This is a genomic window from Blautia sp. OF03-13, from assembly GCF_003460685.1.
Taxonomy (GTDB): Bacteria; Bacillota; Clostridia; order Lachnospirales; family Lachnospiraceae; genus Fusicatenibacter; species Fusicatenibacter saccharivorans.
The window spans coordinates 56,035-73,489 of record NZ_QTVR01000011.1; the positions used below are offsets into that span (position 1 = coordinate 56,035).

Below are 17,455 nucleotides of genomic sequence, written 5' to 3' on the forward strand. Positions count from 1 at the left end.
AAATGAGAGGTTTTTGTGTATGCTGTAGAAAACACCAACAAATAAAATCGGAGGTTTTTGCATATGAAAGAGTCGATCCATACCATTCCGCTGATGGATGCATTCAAGGCGGAAGATGAGTGCCCGTTCTGCTATCTGGAGCGGGAAGCAGAGCAGCATGCGATTTCGTTTGCGCTCGGTTCCGGCGCATCCTATATGGAGGATGATGTGCGTGCGGAAACAGACGCGATGGGATTCTGCCGCCACCACTATAAAATGATGTACGATTACGGAAACCGTCTCGGAAGCGGTCTGATTTTATCCACCCATCTGAAAAAACTGAACCAGGAGCTTGCCGCACAGATGGATCTGTTTGCACCGGGAAAATCCTCGGTGTTCAAGCGGATGCAGAAGACATCCCTCGACAAACAGGGCCGTGAGACTGCGATCGGCCAGTGGATTGATGAGAAGACGCATTCGTGCTACGTCTGCGATCACTTCAAGGCAAACTATAACCGCTATCTTGATACGTTCTTTGATCTCTACAAAAAAGATGAGGAGTTTGCAAGACTGTTCCGCGAGGGAAAAGGCTTCTGTCTGCCGCATTTTGCGGATCTGGTAGAAACGGCGGAGAAAAAGCTGAATGATAAACAGAAAGCGGAATTTTACCCGGTTCTGTTCAAAATCATGAAAGAAAATTACCAGCGGCTGCAGGAAGAGGTAACATGGTTTACTGACAAATTCGATTACCGCAACAAGGATAAGGACTGGGGAAATTCAAAAGATTCCATCCAGCGCTGTATGCAAAAATTAGGCGGCGGCTATCCGGCGGACGAGCCGTTTACGGAAGGATTATAATTCTTGTTTATAAAAGGAGCATAAAGTTTCGATGCAGAAGTTTTATCAGAGATTAAAAGAGAATCAAAAGGAGCGCGCCCGGTGCGCGTTTCTTGTTTTGTATTTCGGCGTGCTGGCGGTGCTGCTGTTTCTGGCGCGCCCGCTGCTGGATACGACGGCGGCAGACCGGGAGTGGAGTATTCACTTTCTGTTCCCGTGCCTGCTGGCGTGTATCATACTGACGACAGTCGTCAGTTTCTGCCGGTTTGCTGCAAAGCCGGACCAGAAACCAAAACCGCGCTATGTGGGATGGAAACAGCCGATTCTGATGCTGGCAAACGCAGCCTATCTGTTTGCCACACTGGAATTTGTCACAAACAGCCAGTTCCGGGAGATGAAATGGTATTATGCGTTGTTGAATATCGGTGTCATTTTCGTACTTTCCATTCTCGTTTCCCTCTTTCTGAACTCCATCCGCCGCGCGATGATTTTCATGAACATCTTTTATTTCTGCATGAGTCTGGTATTCTACTATGTTTATCTGTTCCGCGGAGAAGCGTTCCAGCTCATCGACCTGTACAGCATTGCGACGGCGGCGGACGTAGTCGGCGGCTACAAATTCGAGATCACAGGTGAAATCGTGACTTCGTTTATCACGATGATGCTCGTTGTGCGCCTCTGGCTGCAGAGCCGGGAATACCGTTTTGCACGGAAAACGAGGAATAAAATTCTGCTCCGCGTGGCTGCTGCTGCGCTGATGCTCGGAACATACCTGGCGTACATGAATCTGAACTGGAACGCCGAGTTCGGTGTCATCAGTGACCTCTGGAATCCGGCGAAGACATACCGCCAGTACGGAACGACGGTCGGTTTTACCGCGGTCGCAAAATACATGCGCCTGACACCGCCGGACGGCTATTCGAAAGACGAAGTGACAGCGATTGCCGATACGAGCGAGAAAGAGACGAAAACAGAAGATCTTCGAAAAGATAATGCGGATAGCGTGACACCCGTCAACATCATCGCGATCATGAACGAGTCGTGGTTTGACTACCGTTCCGTCGGCGATCCGCAGACGAGCGAGAGCTACATGCCGTTCCTCGATTCGCTGACCGAAAATATCATCAAAGGGCACACGCTGACGTGTACCAAGGGCGGCGGAACAGCAAAAACGGAGTATGAGTTCCTGACCGGAAACTCCTGCAAGCGGTTCCCGGGCATGGTGCCGTACGTCAGCTACTTTACGCACAGCCAGTATTCCCTTGTCACGACGTTAAAAGACCAGGGTTATCAGGCAATTGCGATGCATCCGAACAAGGCGACAAACTGGAAGCGGAGCACGGCATACCGTTTCCTTGATTTTGATGATTTCATCTCGATTGATCAGTTCTCCGATACGGCCAAGCGGTACCGCGGCATGATCAGCGATCAGGCGAACTATGAGAAGATCGTGGAAACCTACGAGAACAAGGAGCCGGGCAGCCCGTTCTTCCTCTTTGATGTGACGATGCAGAACCACAGCGGCTACACGAACCGTTATTTCCAGGCGGATATCAACTGCAACGGCTACGACAGTGATGAGGCCGATCAGTATTTCTCCCTGTTAAAGCTTTCCGATGAGGCAATTTCCTATCTGATCCGGTATTTCCAGCAGGTGGACGAGCCGACGATGATCATTATGTTCGGCGATCATTCCCCGAAGCTGCCGGATGCGTTTGAAACATGGATTGCCGGAGACGCCTATCAGAATCTTTCGGTCGAGGATCAGGAGAAGTTCTATGGAACCCCGTTCTTCATCTGGACCAACTACAGCATGAAATCCGAGAGCAATGTCTGGATCAGCACAAACTATCTCTCAAGCTATGCGTTAAGCCTTACCGGCCTGGAACTGACGCCGTACAACGAGTATCTGCTTGACCTGCGCGAGAAGATGCCGGCGCTCAATCACCTCGGCTTTTTAGCAAGTGACGGAACCTGGTACCGCTGGAACGACAGCGATGCGCCGGAGGAGGATCTCGAGTACGAACGGCAGTATGAATGCCTGCAGTACAATGAACTGATCGACAAAAAAGACCGGGATGACAGCTTTTTTACAATTTCCGGTGAAAAAGACGAGGAATAAGGGCTTTCCCTACTTGCCAGAAAACGGAAACCTATGGTAGACTATACTCCGTATGACCGGGAAACCCCGGCGGTAACTTCACGTTTACAATTAAGAATAAGAAAATGAGGTTTTAAAAAGTATGATTGCAGCAAATAATGTGACACTTCGTGTCGGAAAAAAAGCGTTGTTTGAAGATGTCAATATCAAATTCACCGAGGGAAACTGCTACGGCATGATCGGTGCCAACGGAGCGGGAAAATCAACCTTTCTGAAAATCCTGTCCGGCCAGCTTGAACCGACAAACGGAGACGTAACCATCACACCGGGCCAGCGTCTTTCCTTCCTCGAGCAGGACCACTTCAAATACGACAGCTATCCGGTACTCGACACCGTTATCATGGGAAATGCCCGTCTCTATGAGATCATGAAAGAGAAAGAGGCGCTGTACGCAAAAGAAGACTCACCGATGAGGACGGTATCAAAGCGAGCGAGCTCGAGGGTGAGTTTGCAGAGATGAACGGCTGGGAGGCAGAGACCGATGCAGAGCAGCTCTTAAACGGCCTTGGCATTGAGCCGGAACTGCACTACGCACAGATGGCGGACCTGACCGGCAGCCAGAAGGTCAAAGTTCTTCTTGCAAGAGCCCTGTTCGGAAACCCGGACATCCTTCTTCTCGACGAGCCGACCAACCACTTGGACCTCGATGCGATCGAGTGGCTTGAGGAGTTCCTGATCAACTTCGAGAATACCGTTATCGTCGTATCCCACGACCGTTACTTCCTGAATAAAGTCTGCACCCAGATCGCAGATATAGATTACGGAAAAATCCAGCTCTATGCCGGAAACTACGACTTCTGGTTTGAGTCCAGCCAGCTGCTGGTAAAACAGATGAAAGAGGCGAACAAGAAGAAAGAGGAGAAGATCAAAGAGTTACAGGATTTCATCTCTAGATTCAGCGCCAACGCATCGAAGAGTAAACAGGCTACTTCCCGTAAGAAAGCCCTGGAGAAAATCCAGCTCGACGATATCAAACCGTCCAGCCGGAAATATCCTTACATCGATTTCCGTCCGAACCGTGAGATCGGAAACGACGTTCTGCAGGTAGAGGGACTGACCAAAACCGTAGACGGCGTGAAAATCCTGGATAACTTAAGCTTCACCCTCGGAAGAGAAGATAAAGTTGCTTTCGTCGGAAGCAACGAGCAGGCGATCACCATGCTGTTCAAGATTCTGACCGGAGAAGAAGAGCCGGATTCCGGTTACTACAAATGGGGCGTAACCACTACACAGGCTTACTTCCCGAAGGACAACACCGCAGAATTCGACTGCGACCTGACGATCGCAGACTGGCTGACCCAGTATTCCGAGATCAAGGACGTAACGTATGTCCGCGGATTCCTCGGAAGAATGCTTTTTGCCGGTGAGGACGGCGTGAAACGTGTCAGAGTCCTTTCCGGAGGAGAGAAAGTGCGCTGCCTGCTCTCCAAGATGATGATTTCCGGTGCAAACGTTCTCGTTCTTGACGAGCCGACCAACCATCTGGATATGGAGTCCATCACTGCACTGAACAACGGTCTGATCAAATTCCCGGGCGTGCTGCTGTTCACCTGCCACGACCATCAGTTTGTACAGACTACAGCAAACCGTATCATGGAGATCCTTCCGAACGGCGCGCTGATCGATAAGATGACCACCTACGACGAGTATCTTGCAAGCGATGAGATGGCAAGAAAACGTCATGTCTATACAATGACAGAGGAAGATAATTAAAGATGAGCAAAAAGACGACAGTTTCCGGCATTCTGCTGGTGTTGCTTGTGCTGGCCACAACGCCGCTTCTTGGAACGGACAACGTTTCGTTCCTGAAGTGGTGGCTTATGACCCTGGTGCTCGGTATTGGATTTTATCCGGCTGCCGCAGCGCTGTTTCCGCGGTTTCATGACCGGGGATGGATGTTTTCTAAAGTGCTTGGCATCGTTGTTTCCGGTTTTGCTGTATTTGCTCTTGGAAGCTTCGGACTGGTTCCGTTTACCGCACCGGTCTGCCTGATCACAGTCGGTGTACTGATCCTGGCTTCTTGGATTTTCGGATGTTTTAAGGTACGCGTCCATGCGCCGGAAATCGACTTCCTGATGATGGAAGAAGTGTTGTTTTTCGCCTTTTTCCTTCTCTGGACCTATCTTGCGGGCTTTCACCCGGAGGCACACGGAACCGAAAAATTCATGGATTATGGTTTTATGAAGGCCATGATGCGCAGCACCGCCGTTCCGGCAGAGGATCTCTGGTACAGCGGAAGCGGTATTAACTACTATTACGGCGGCCAGTTCTATGCCGTATTTCTGACGAAGATTACCTTCACGGATGTAAAGCAGACGTACCATCTGATGCGTACGATGGTGGCATCGTTCGCGTTTGTTCTGCCGTTTTCGATCACCTACCATCTGGCAGAGTCGCGTGCGTGCCACCGCATCCGGAAAGAGGGCGGCAATAAAAGCCAGATTGCACCGGTGCTTGGCGGTCTTCTTTCGGGAGGCGCCGTTTCCCTTGCCGGAAATATGCACTATGTGATTTACGGCTGCATCCGCCAGTGGCTGGGACTGAACGAATCGGCTTACTGGTTCCCGAGTTCGACCCGCTATATCGGGTATGACCCGCTTGTGGAAAATGACCGCACGATTCATGAGTTTCCATCGTATTCCTTTGTGCTCGGCGACCTGCATGCCCATGTGGTGAATGTCATGTTCGTCCTGCTGGTGCTGGGCCTTTTATATTCCTATGTGAAAAATACCTGCCGTGATCCGGAAAAAGAGTGGAAATGGTCGTTAAAAGACGTTCTGCTTCAGCCGCAGATCATCGCGGCGGGCTTTCTGATCGGTGTGTTCCACTGGTCCAACTACTGGGATTTTGTTATCTATTTCGTCGTGATTGCAGGCTTCTCTCTGTACGGTGCGCTGTACCGGTATCATGCGCGGGCGAAAGAGACGATCGGAACGGTTCTCCTGCAGGCTGCAGAAGCTTTTGCAATTGGAACGGTTGTCGCCCTTCCGTTTACAATGAAGTTTGAGACGATGGTTTCCGGTGTCGGCATTGCCAGGCACCATTCGATGCTGTATCAGCTGGCGATTCTCTGGGGCCTTCCGACGGTGCTCGTTGTGCTGTTTATCGCAGCCGTTCTGCTAGCATGGCGGAAAAACTGTCATCTTCCGGGCATGGAGAGGCAGGGACAGATTGTACTTGCCGATGGAAAGACGCAGGAAGAGGTGGAAGAGCAGGCCGTTGCCCTGATTCTGGGAGAGAAAAAACCGGAGCCGGGCGAAAAAGAAACGGCGGAAAAGCCAAAAAAAGTTTCTGCCTTCTGTAATTTCTGGAGAGAGATTGCGGTGAGCGATATGGTGATCGGTATTTTAGGCCTCTGTGCCATCGGCCTTATCATCATTCCGGAGCTCGTCTATGTGCGCGATATCTACGAAGAATCGTATGCGCGCTCCAACACGATGTTCAAGCTGACGTATCAGGCATTTATCCTGTTCGGTATCTGCATGAGCTACATCATCACGCGGTTCCTGCTCTGGAAAAAAGAGCGGATTCTGCAGGTGTTCGGCGGAATCGGGCTGGTACTGCTTTTATGGACGTTCGGCTATTTTGGAACGAGCGTGTACTCCTGGTTCGGAAATGTTTTCGATCTGTCCGAGTACCGCGGACTCGATGCGACAGCGTATCTGGAAAATGTCTTTTCCGAGGACGCAGGTGCCATCCGCTGGCTGGATGAAACAATAGAAGGACAGCCGGTTGTGCTTGAGGCGAACGGCGACAGCTACAGCGATTACGAGCGCGTTTCCGCAATGACCGGCCTTCCGACCGTGCTTGGATGGTATGTCCATGAATGGCTCTGGAGAGGGGATCCCGCAGACTTAAATGTCCGCGCCGAGGACGTGAAACAGATGTACACCTCGACCGATACGAATGAAGTGCTGCGCCTGCTGGAGCAGTATCATGTGACCTACATTTTTGTGGGAAGTAAAGAAAAGGAGAAATACGGCGATGCATTGAACGAATCGCTGCTGCAGTCCATCGGAGATATCGTTTACCAGGATACTGCGTCCGGTACGTATATTCTTCAGGTGCAGGATACATAAAGAACAAAAACAGGAGAAAAGAACCGCCGGGTGCGGCATCTTTTCTCCTGTTTTTCATATAATACAGGGAATGCAGAAGAAAGTGCGAAGGGCAGACCATGCGGAGATTCCGAAAAGTGCGGCACGTTCCTCTGCCGCTTCTGGCTGTGATAATGGCGGCTATTCTGTTTGCAGAGCTGGCACGGTGTGAAAGAGAAGGCGCGAAAGAGACAGCGGCGGAAGTAGAAAAAAGTGTGCCCCGCCGTGCGGCGCTGACATTTGATGACGGGCCGAATGCGTGCTATACGCCGGAGGTGCTTGAAATTTTAAAAGAAAATGAAATTCCGGCAACGTTTTTTCTGCAGGGGCAGTGTCTTGCCGGAAACGAAGAAATCGTCCGCCGGATGCATGCGGAAGGCCATCTGATCGGAAATCATACGTTTCATCATGTTCAGCTTACGAAAGTATCAGAAGAGGAAGCGAGGGAGGAGGTCGTGAAAACAAGCAATGCAATCTACGAGATCACAGGGGAATATCCCGTCTATATCCGTCCGCCGTTCGGGGAATGGAGAGAGGGGCTGGACCTTGCAGTGACGATGATCCCGGTACTCTGGGATGTGGATTCCCGCGACTGGGAGAGCCAGAACACCGCGTCGATCTGCAGCGCGGTGCTTCCGAATGTGAAGGATGGCAGCATTATTCTCATGCATGACGGCTACCGCGCGACGGTGGAAGCGCTGCGGCGGATCTTAAAAGAATTAAAAGAAGAGGGATACACGTTTGTGACGGTGCGTGAGCTGATTGAAGAATAGCTTCCGCGGATTCCATCGAACATAGTTGCGGAGAATCCGAGATTAAGGGGTTGAGGATACCCGCCAAAATGTGATAAGATAAAAGGCAGGAAGAAAAATGGGGTGAAAAATACATGGATTTGTTTGATTATATGAAAGAAACCACAATGGAAAAAGAGTCCCCCCTCGCATCGCGCATGCGCCCGACAACGCTGGACGAGGTGGTTGGACAGGAGCACATCATCGGCCCTGGAAAGCTGTTGTACCGTGCGATCAAGGCGGATAAACTCGGCTCCGTCATTTTCTACGGCCCTCCGGGAACGGGAAAAACGACGCTTGCCCGCGTCATCGCCAACACGACAAGCGCAGAGTTTACCCAGCTGAATGCCACGACAGCCGGCAAAAAGGATATGGAAGAAGTCGTAAAAGAAGCGCAGCAGCGGATCGGCATGTACGGCAAAAAGACGATTCTTTTTGTCGACGAGATCCACCGCTTCAACAAGGGACAACAGGATTATCTGCTTCCGTTTGTGGAGGACGGCACACTCGTTCTGATTGGCGCGACGACGGAAAACCCGTATTTCGAGGTCAACGGGGCGCTGATTTCGCGTTCCATTATCTTTGAATTAAAGCCGCTCGAAAAAGAGGACATCGAAAAACTGCTGGAGCGCGCGGTGACGGACCCGGTAAAGGGGCTCGGGACGTACAACGTTGTGCTCGATGCGGATGCAAAAGAGTTCCTCGCCGACATCGCAGGCGGTGACGCGAGAGCGGCCTTAAATGCAATCGAGCTGGGCGTCCTCTCGACGGAACGTCAGGCGGACGGAAAAATCCATATCGATCTCGAAACGGCATCGGAGTGCATCCAGAAGCGCGTCGTGCGGTACGACAAGACGGGCGATCAGCATTACGATACGATCTCTGCATTTATCAAGAGCATGCGTGGTTCTGACCCGGATGCGGCGGTCTTTTATCTGGCCAAAATGCTGTATGCCGGGGAGGATATCAAGTTTATCGCCCGCCGCATCATGATCTGCGCGGCGGAGGATGTCGGCCTTGCCGATCCGAATGCCTTAAATGTAGCAGTTTCCGCGTCCCTTGCCGTGGAACGCGTCGGCATGCCGGAGGCGCAGATTATTCTGGCGGAGGCAGCCACGTATGTTGCCTGTGCACCGAAGAGTAATTCTTCGTGCGAGGCAGTCTTTGCGGCGATGAAGACGGTCGGAAGTGTGCGGACGTCGGTTCCGCCGCATCTGCAGGACGCCCATTACAAAGGTTCTGCCAAACTCGGCCACGGTCAAGGCTATCAGTATGCACATGATTACCCGAATCACTACGTCGAGCAGCAGTATCTGCCGGACGAGATCTTAGGAAGCCGTTTCCTTCATCTTGGAACGAACGGCTATGAGCAGAAGATCCGGGAAAACTTCAAAAAAATTGGAAAAGACATCGAATAAAAGGGGAAGAAATCATGACAGACTGGCTTGGAAAGCCGTATTATTCGCTGGACGCCTATCTGAAAAAGACGTTCGGGGAAAAAGTGTACAAGCTCTCGCTCGACGGCGGGATGACGTGTCCGAACCGGGACGGCACCTGCGGTGACCGGGGCTGCATTTTCTGCAGTGCGGGCGGCTCCGGTGATTTTGCCGGGGACAGAAACAAATCCATCCCGGAACAGATCCGGGAGCAGAAATTTCTCCTGCAGCAAAAGCGGCCGGTGCATAAGTTCATCGCCTATTTCCAGGCGTATACGAACACGTACGCGCCGGTGGAATATCTGGAAAAAATTTTCCGGGAGGCAATTTCGGACGAGGAGGTCGTGGTCCTTTCGATCGGAACGAGACCGGACTGCTTAGGGGAAGAGGTTCTTTCTCTGTTAGAAGAGCTGAACCGGATCAAACCGGTCTGGGTGGAGCTGGGACTGCAGACGATGCATGAAAAAACGGCACAGTATATCCGAAGGGGCTATCCGCTTTCCTGTTTTGAACAGGCAGTAAACGAGCTGCACAGGCGGGGGATTCCCGTGGTTGTCCACACGATCCTCGGTCTGCCGGGGGAGGGACAGGAAGAAGTCTTTGCAACAATGGATTACCTGAATGGACTTTCCATTTCCGGCATCAAGCTTCAGCTGCTTCATGTGCTGAAAAACACGGATCTTGCGGCGGACTACGCGGCCGGAAAATTTGAGGTGCTGGAGCAGGAGGCGTATCTTACCCTTGTCATCGACTGCCTGCGGCGCCTCCGTCCCGATCTTGTGATCCACCGTGTGACGGGAGACGGCCCCGGGGATCTTCTGATTGCACCAACATGGAGCCAGGCAAAACGCACCGTCTTAAATGAGCTGCATCATCGCATGAAAGAAGAACATGCGTATCAGGGACAGCTTCTGGACGAAGAAAAAGGAGGAAACACACCGTGATTGAATCATCCTTTACGTTATACAAACTGATTATTCTCTACATGCTGCAGAATGTGAATTTTCCGCTGTCAAATACACAGATTTCGGATTTTATCCTGGAAAAAGAGTACACGAACTACTTTCATCTCCAGGAGGCGTTAAGCGAGCTGCAGGATACAAAGCTGATCGAGATCGAGAAGGTGCGCAACACCTCGTACTACCACATGACTGAGGAGGGCAGCAAGACGCTTTCCTTCTTCGAAAACGAGATCTCTCCGGAAATCCGGGAGGAAATCGACCGCTATATGAAGGAACACTCCTATGAACTGCGGAAAAAAGCGTCCGTTGTGGCCGATTACTACAAGACCGCGGGAGATGACTACGAGGTCCGCTGTCAGGCAAGAGAGCGGAAGACGACTATTTTTGAGATTGTCGTGACGGTTCCGTCCGAGGAGGCGGCCAAAAAGATCTGCAGCAACTGGGAAAACCGGAGTCAGAAGATTTATGCTTCGATTATGAATGAACTGTCAAGATAACGATTGACAGGAATGGTGGCATATAATAGAATAAATTAGTATGTCTAAAAAGCATAAACATGGAAAACATAGTAAATAAGATTTTATATTCTAAAGGAGATAAAACCGTGCCTGATTATACAAAAGAAATTGAAAGACGGCGTACCTTTGCCATCATTTCCCACCCGGATGCCGGTAAAACCACACTGACTGAGAAATTCCTGCTGTACGGAGGAGCGATCAATCTCGCCGGTTCCGTAAAAGGAAAAGCGACTGCGCGCCATGCCGTATCCGACTGGATGGAGATCGAGAAAGAGCGTGGTATTTCCGTTACCTCTTCCGTTCTGCAGTTCAATTACGACGGCTACTGCATCAACATTCTGGATACCCCGGGACACCAGGACTTCTCGGAGGATACGTACCGTACCCTGATGGCAGCCGATTCCGCCGTCATGGTTATTGATGCATCGAAGGGTGTCGAGGCACAGACCAGAAAGCTGTTTAAAGTCTGTGTCATGCGCCACATCCCGATCTTTACCTTCATCAACAAGATGGACCGCGATGCGAACGATACCTTCGAGCTGCTCGACGAGATCGAAAAAGAGCTCGGCATTGCAACCTGCCCGATCAACTGGCCGATCGGTTCCGGAAAGAAATTCCGCGGTGTTTACGACCGTGACAAAAAGAAAGTCCTTACCTTCTCCGATACAATGAAGGGAACAAAGGAAGGTATCGAGGAAGAAATCGATATCGACGATCCGCATCTTCTCGATGTGGTCGATGAGGACCAGAAAGAACAGCTCATGGATGAGATCGAGCTGCTCGACGGCGCAAGTGCAGAGTTTGACCAGGAGCTTGTCAGCAAGGGAGAGCTCTCCCCGGTATTCTTCGGATCTGCGCTCACCAACTTTGGTGTGGAGACTTTCCTGCAGCACTTCCTCACGATGACGATGCCGCCGCTTCCGCGTACGGCAGACTGCGGCGTGATCGATCCGGTCAAAGAGGATTTCTCTGCGTTTGTCTTTAAAATCCAGGCAAACATGAACAAAGCACACCGTGACCGTATCGCATTCATGCGCATCTGCTCCGGCAAATTCGACGCCGGAATGGAAGTCTTCCATGTGCAGGGAGGAAAGAAAATGCGTCTTTCCCAGCCGCAGCAGATGATGGCGAGTGACCGTCATATTGTTGATGAAGCATACGCCGGCGATATCATCGGTGTATTTGACCCGGGCATCTTCTCTATCGGAGATACGATCTGTATGCCGGGCAAAAAATTCGCATACGAGGGAATTCCGACCTTCGCGCCGGAGCATTTTGCAAGAGTGCGCCAGCTCGATACGATGAAGAGAAAACAGTTCGTCAAGGGAATTTCCCAGATTGCACAGGAAGGTGCGATCCAGATTTTCCAGGAGTACAAAGGCGGCATGGAGGAGATCATCGTCGGCGTTGTCGGCGTCCTGCAGTTTGACGTTTTAAAATACCGTCTGGAGAACGAGTACAACGTGGATATCCGTCTGGAGAACCTGCCGTATGAGCACATCCGCTGGATCGCAAACAAAGAGGAGATCAACCTGGACCGTATTCAGGGTACATCCGATATGAAGAAGGTCATGGACCTCAAGGGAAATCCGCTGCTTCTCTTTGTCAATCCGTGGAGTGTCGGCATGGTACAGGATCGAAACAAAGACCTTGTGCTGACCGAATTCAGCAAAAACTAAGAACAAAAGAGCGGGATGCCGCTTAAAAAGGAGAAGGAATGAACTTATTCGATATTCTGGGCCCTGTGATGGTCGGTCCGTCGAGTTCGCACACAGCGGGGGCAGTGCGGATTGGATGGATGACGCAGAAACTTCTCGGGGAACAGCCGGTGGAAGCAAAAATACTGATGTACGGTTCCTTTGCCGCAACGGGAAAGGGCCATGGAACGGACCGCGGTCTCGTCGCGGGTCTTCTCGGCATGCGGCCGGATGACGAGCGGATTCCGGACAGCTTTGAAATTGCCCGGAAGATGGGTCTTTCCTATTCATTCGGCATCGCCAATCTGACGAGTGCCCATCCGAACAGCGTCGTTCTGGAAGTAAAGGGAAAGAGCGGCCGGACGCTCGAGGTGCAGGCGTGCTCCCTTGGCGGCGGCCGTATCATGATCAACCGCCTCGACGGGCTGGATGTCAACTGCAGCTGCGAGATTCCGACCCTGATCGTCCACAATCTGGACCAGCCGGGGCACGTGGCCGAGGTTACGTCGATGCTGGCACATAAGTCAGTCAACATTGCGAATATGTCCCTCTACCGCGACAAGAGAGGCGGATCGGCCGTCATGGTCGTGGAGATGGATCAGCCGCTTCCCAAAGAGTCGCTGGAATGGCTGGAGCATCTTGAGGGCATTGTAAAGGTAACATACATCAACGTAACGGAAGGAGAAGAGGACGATGTCTTATAATTCACTGGAAGAAATTGTCCGAGAGTGCCAGGAAAAAGACCTGCCGTTTGATGAAGTCATCCTTCTGGACGATATGAATGAGAGAAATGTAAGCCGCGAAGAGTCCATTGAGACGATGCGCGGCATGTGGGAAGCCATGAAAGGCGCTGAACGGAATTACGACGGTTCGCTGCAGTCGAGAAGCGGTCTTGTGGGCGGCGCCGGAAAGACGATGCGCGCGTATGTCGAGAGCGGGAACACGCTCTGCGGACCGTTTGTCGGAAAAGTTATGGCATCTGCACTTGCGATGGGTGAGTCAAACGCCTGCATGAAGCGGATCGTTGCAGCACCGACCGCAGGAGCGTGCGGTGTGCTTCCGGCTGTGCTCGTGAATTACCAGAAAGAGAAGGGGACAGCGGATGAGCAGATCGTGCGTGCGCTCTACACGGCAGCCGGTATCGGCCAGGTCGTTGCGGCGCGGGCCTACATTGCGGGCGCTTCCGGCGGCTGCCAGGCCGAAATCGGAACAGCAAGCGCGATGGCGGCAGGCGCACTGACCGCACTTGGCGGCGGCACTCCGCCCCAGATCACGCATGCGGCAGCGATGGCATTAAAGAACCTGCTCGGTCTCGTGTGTGACCCGGTCGGCGGTCTTGTCGAGGTCCCGTGCGTCAAGCGGAATGTGATCGGTTCCGTGAATGCACTTTCTGCGGCGGACATGGCACTTGCGGGAATCATAAGCCGCATTCCGCCGGATCAGGTGATCGATGCGATGCGGGAAGTCGGCGACCAGATGCATCCGAGTCTGCGCGAAACCGGCCAGGGCGGCCTTGCCAACACGCCGGCAGCACGCGAGTGGTGCGCGGCACAGGAAGAAGAATAAAAAAAACTTTTATTTTCGGAAAACTTTTGGTATAATAAAGGAAAGTCAGCCAAGGAGGAGGTTCTTTAAGATGGCAGAGGCAAAAATTCAGAAAAGAAACACTTATACGATATATGATGACGAAGGAATCGGAACCGTGCAGATTGCAGACGAGGTGGTAGCTATTATCGCAGGACTTGCGGCAACGGAAGTGGACGGGGTAGCCTCCATGGCCGGAAATATTACCAACGAATTAGTCAGCAAGCTTGGCATGAAAAATCTTTCCAAGGGTGTCAAAGTTGATGTACTCGACGGCGTTGTCTGCGTGGATCTTGCCCTCAATCTCAAATATGGATACGAGATTCCGGCAACCTGCAAAAACGTACAGGAAAAAGTAAAAACAGCGATCGAGAATATGACAGGCCTGGAAGTTTCCGATGTCAATGTAGCCATTGCAGGCGTGAATATGGAACAGACGAAATAAAAAACAACGAACCGCGAGGGAATAAGGCGACCCCTTACAACCCCGCGGTTCTTGTTAACTATTCAGAGCCAGATGAAATGGAAGAAAAATAGTTAATTAACTATACAGGAAGGAATTAAAACAGACAATGAACAGAAGCAAACTTCGCGAAAATATTTTTAAACTTCTCTATACCGCAGAGTTCCAGGAGAAAGAGGAGATGCCGCAGCAGATGTCTCTTTACTTTACGTACTCTGACGACAACGACGAGGATGAAGAAGTAACCGTAAGCGAAAAAGATCAGACCTATATGGAAGAGAAATACCATCATGTGACCGAGCACATCCCGGAAATCGACGAGATGCTGAACCGTACTTCCGAGGGCTGGAAAACGACCCGTATGGGAAAAGTAGACCTGGCGATCCTGCGTCTTGCCGTTTACGAGATGAAATTCGACGAGGACGTTCCGGTCGGTGTAGCCATCAACGAGGCCGTTGAGCTGGCAAAACGTTTCGGCAGAGACCAGTCTCCGTCCTTTATCAACGGTATTCTTGGAAAACTGGCAAGAGAAGAAGATGAGAAATAAAAATCAGAATGTTTACACCGTAGGCCAGGTCAATTCATACATCAAAAACATCTTTGACCAGGACTATATGCTCCGCCGGATTTACGTCAGCGGAGAAGTAAGCAACTGTAAATACCATCCGTCCGGCCACATCTATTTTTCCTTAAAAGATGCGGAAGGAACCATTTCCTGTGTCATGTTCGCCGGTTCGCGGCGCGGCCTTGCCTTCCCGATGCGGGACGGCGATAACGTGATTGTCGGCGGCAGCATCAGCGTCTATGAGCGGGACGGAAAGTATCAGATCTATGCAAAAGAGATCACAAAAGAGGGCGCCGGCCTTTTATACGAAAAGTATCTGGCCCTAAAAGCAGAACTGGAAGAGATGGGCATGTTTGCCCCGGAGTACAAGCAACCGATTCCTGCGTATGTAAAGAAAATCGGCGTTGTCACAGCACCGACGGGAGCTGCTGTGCAGGATATCAAAAACATTGCACTCCGCCGGAATCCCTTTGTCCAGATCATCCTCTACCCGGCCCTGGTGCAGGGAGAGGGAGCGGCGGACAGCATCGTGGAGGGCATCCGCCGTCTGGACGCACTGAATCTGGATGTGCTGATCGTGGGCCGCGGAGGCGGTTCGATCGAGGATCTTTGGGCGTTCAATGAGGAAAAAGTAGCGCGTGCCGTTTTTTCCTGCCATACCCCGGTGATCTCCGCCATCGGCCATGAGACCGACACAACGATCATCGATTTCGTGGCAGATCTGCGCGCCCCGACTCCGTCCGCAGCGGCGGAGCTGGCGGTCGCTGATGTCCGCGCGGTACTCAACACACTGGAAAATTATAAAAGCCGCATGAACCATGCGATGGCAAACCAGACGCAGAGAGCGAGAAGCCGCCTTCTGCAGTACGAGACAAAGTGGAAGTATCTCGGACCGGAAAATAAGATCCGTGACCAGAGAGCACGCCACGCCGAGCTGGAGCGTCGGTATACAGATGCGATGGAAGAAAAGCTCAAAGAAGCGCGCCACCGCCTTGCCCTTTACATTCAGGCGATGAAGGGTCTGTCCCCGCTGGACAAGCTGAACCAGGGCTATTCCTACGTGGAAAAAGAAGGAAAAGCCATCACTTCGGTGCAGGATGTCAAAGAAGGTGATCTGCTCGAAATCTGTGTATCAGACGGAAAGATCACAGCGCGCGCAGAGAAGACATCGGCCGTATCCTGGATGGAACAATCGTGAAAAAGCAGAGAATCGAGAAAACATGGGAAATATGGAAGCAGAAGAGAGAAAAGAAGAAGGAACCCCTTCCGGTGAGACACTGGAAGCAGCATTTGGAAAACTGGATCAGATGCTCGAAACGCTGGAGAGCAGCGATGTCAGCCTGGAAGACTCCTTTCGTTTATACAAGGAGGGAATGGAGCTTTTGAACGAATGCAGTCAGAAAATTGACCGCGTCGAGAAAAAAATGCTCCAGATGAATGAGGATGGAACATTCAGAGAATTTTAAAGCGGTACTCGAAGAAAAAACGCGGGAAGCGGAAAGTATCATTGCCGCTTACCTGCCGAAAGAGGAAGGCTTTGCAAAGGAACTGGCAAAAGCCATGAATTACAGTATGACAGCGGGCGGAAAGAGGCTTCGTCCGCTGCTTTTGCAGGAGAGTTTCCGTCTGTTCGGCGGAACCGGGGAGGCTGTAAAACCATTTATGGCAGCCATGGAGATGATTCACACCCATTCCCTGATCCACGATGATCTCCCTGCGATCGACAACGATGATTACCGCCGCGGCAGAAAAACGACCCATGTCGTCTTCGGGGAGGCCGTCGGCGTGCTGGCAGGAGACGCCCTTTTAAACTATGCATACGAGACAGCCTGGAAAGCCTTTCCACTGGAGGAGCACACCGACCGCGTAGTGCGTGCTTTAGGCATTCTCTGTCAGAAAACCGGAATTTCCGGCATGTTGGGCGGTCAGAGTGTTGACGTGATGAATGAAAAAGCCGGCCATTTCGCCATCGACCGTGAGATGCTGGACTACATTTACGAGAACAAGACTTCGGCGCTTTTAGAGGCTGCCATGATGGCAGGTGCGGCACTTGCAGGAGCAAACGACGATGATCTTGACGCGCTCTGCCGGATTGCCTCCAAAGTCGGAATCGCGTTCCAGATCCGGGACGACATCCTGGATGTCACATCCACGATGGAGGAGCTTGGAAAGCCGGTTTTCAGCGATGAAAAGAATGAAAAAACAACGTATGTGACGCTGTTTGGCACAGACGGGGCGGAGCAGGAGGTAAAACGGCTCACGAAAGAGGCCGTGGACGAACTGAAAAATCTGTCCTGTCCGAGAGATAAAATATTTCTGGAAGAGCTGTTTGAATCTCTGACTTCCAGAAAAAAGTAAGGGATGA

At 51.6% G+C, this 17,455-nt stretch carries 15 protein-coding genes and 1 pseudogene; all 16 read left to right on the forward strand.

The window, feature by feature from the left end:
* Window positions 1–63: 63 nt before the first annotated feature.
* The 16 genes and pseudogenes from DXA55_RS10205 (at window position 64) to DXA55_RS10280 (ending at window position 17,448) form a co-directional block, all read left to right on the forward strand.
* Window positions 64–837: a DUF6062 family protein gene (locus DXA55_RS10205; protein ID WP_117814054.1), complete on the forward strand. Its 774-nt coding sequence runs from the start codon at window positions 64–66 to the stop codon at window positions 835–837.
* 31 nt (window positions 838–868) lie between these two features.
* Window positions 869–2,938 carry an LTA synthase family protein gene (locus DXA55_RS10210; RefSeq protein ID WP_117814056.1) on the forward strand — a complete coding sequence of 690 codons (2,070 nt, stop codon included), beginning with the start codon at window positions 869–871 and terminating at the stop codon, window positions 2,936–2,938.
* A gap of 121 nt (window positions 2,939–3,059) precedes the next feature.
* Window positions 3,060–4,690 (forward strand): annotated as a pseudogene (locus DXA55_RS10215) (ABC-F family ATP-binding cassette domain-containing protein).
* 2 nt (window positions 4,691–4,692) lie between these two features.
* Window positions 4,693–7,056 (forward strand): DUF2298 domain-containing protein, encoded by a 2,364-nt coding sequence (locus DXA55_RS10220; protein WP_117814058.1) that lies wholly within the window; start codon window positions 4,693–4,695, stop codon window positions 7,054–7,056.
* A 98-nt stretch (window positions 7,057–7,154) separates the two neighbouring features.
* Window positions 7,155–7,847, forward strand: a complete 693-nt coding sequence (locus DXA55_RS10225; RefSeq protein WP_117814060.1) for a polysaccharide deacetylase family protein — start codon at window positions 7,155–7,157, stop codon at window positions 7,845–7,847.
* 113 nt (window positions 7,848–7,960) lie between these two features.
* Window positions 7,961–9,283 (forward strand): replication-associated recombination protein A, encoded by a 1,323-nt coding sequence (locus tag DXA55_RS10230; RefSeq protein ID WP_022462529.1) that lies wholly within the window; start codon window positions 7,961–7,963, stop codon window positions 9,281–9,283.
* A gap of 14 nt (window positions 9,284–9,297) precedes the next feature.
* Window positions 9,298–10,245 carry a TIGR01212 family radical SAM protein gene (locus DXA55_RS10235; protein ID WP_117814062.1) on the forward strand — a complete coding sequence of 316 codons (948 nt, stop codon included), beginning with the start codon at window positions 9,298–9,300 and terminating at the stop codon, window positions 10,243–10,245.
* Window positions 10,242–10,760 (forward strand): DUF4364 family protein, encoded by a 519-nt coding sequence (locus tag DXA55_RS10240; RefSeq protein ID WP_022462531.1) that lies wholly within the window; start codon window positions 10,242–10,244, stop codon window positions 10,758–10,760. Before DXA55_RS10235 ends, DXA55_RS10240 begins: the two co-directional genes overlap by 4 nt.
* Before the next feature lie 107 nt (window positions 10,761–10,867).
* Complete coding sequence (locus tag DXA55_RS10245; RefSeq protein WP_022462532.1) at window positions 10,868–12,460, forward strand: peptide chain release factor 3; 1,593 nt, start codon at window positions 10,868–10,870, stop codon at window positions 12,458–12,460.
* Between the two features lie 38 nt (window positions 12,461–12,498).
* Window positions 12,499–13,182: an L-serine ammonia-lyase, iron-sulfur-dependent subunit beta gene (gene sdaAB, locus DXA55_RS10250; RefSeq protein WP_055218253.1), complete on the forward strand. Its 684-nt coding sequence runs from the start codon at window positions 12,499–12,501 to the stop codon at window positions 13,180–13,182.
* Complete coding sequence (gene sdaAA / locus DXA55_RS10255) at window positions 13,172–14,044, forward strand: L-serine ammonia-lyase, iron-sulfur-dependent, subunit alpha (RefSeq protein WP_055267051.1); 873 nt, start codon at window positions 13,172–13,174, stop codon at window positions 14,042–14,044. Before sdaAB ends, sdaAA begins: the two co-directional genes overlap by 11 nt.
* A 70-nt stretch (window positions 14,045–14,114) precedes the next feature.
* Window positions 14,115–14,507: an Asp23/Gls24 family envelope stress response protein gene (locus tag DXA55_RS10260; protein ID WP_022463352.1), complete on the forward strand. Its 393-nt coding sequence runs from the start codon at window positions 14,115–14,117 to the stop codon at window positions 14,505–14,507.
* A 127-nt stretch (window positions 14,508–14,634) separates the two neighbouring features.
* Window positions 14,635–15,072, forward strand: coding sequence for a transcription antitermination factor NusB (gene nusB / locus DXA55_RS10265; protein ID WP_022463351.1), 438 nt, complete (start codon window positions 14,635–14,637; stop codon window positions 15,070–15,072).
* Window positions 15,062–16,288: an exodeoxyribonuclease VII large subunit gene (gene xseA / locus DXA55_RS10270; RefSeq protein WP_117814064.1), complete on the forward strand. Its 1,227-nt coding sequence runs from the start codon at window positions 15,062–15,064 to the stop codon at window positions 16,286–16,288. Before nusB ends, xseA begins: the two co-directional genes overlap by 11 nt.
* A gap of 22 nt (window positions 16,289–16,310) precedes the next feature.
* Window positions 16,311–16,556 (forward strand): exodeoxyribonuclease VII small subunit, encoded by a 246-nt coding sequence (gene xseB / locus DXA55_RS10275; RefSeq protein ID WP_226906307.1) that lies wholly within the window; start codon window positions 16,311–16,313, stop codon window positions 16,554–16,556.
* Window positions 16,534–17,448 carry a polyprenyl synthetase family protein gene (locus DXA55_RS10280; protein WP_070103718.1) on the forward strand — a complete coding sequence of 305 codons (915 nt, stop codon included), beginning with the start codon at window positions 16,534–16,536 and terminating at the stop codon, window positions 17,446–17,448. Before xseB ends, DXA55_RS10280 begins: the two co-directional genes overlap by 23 nt.
* Window positions 17,449–17,455 lie beyond the last annotated feature (7 nt).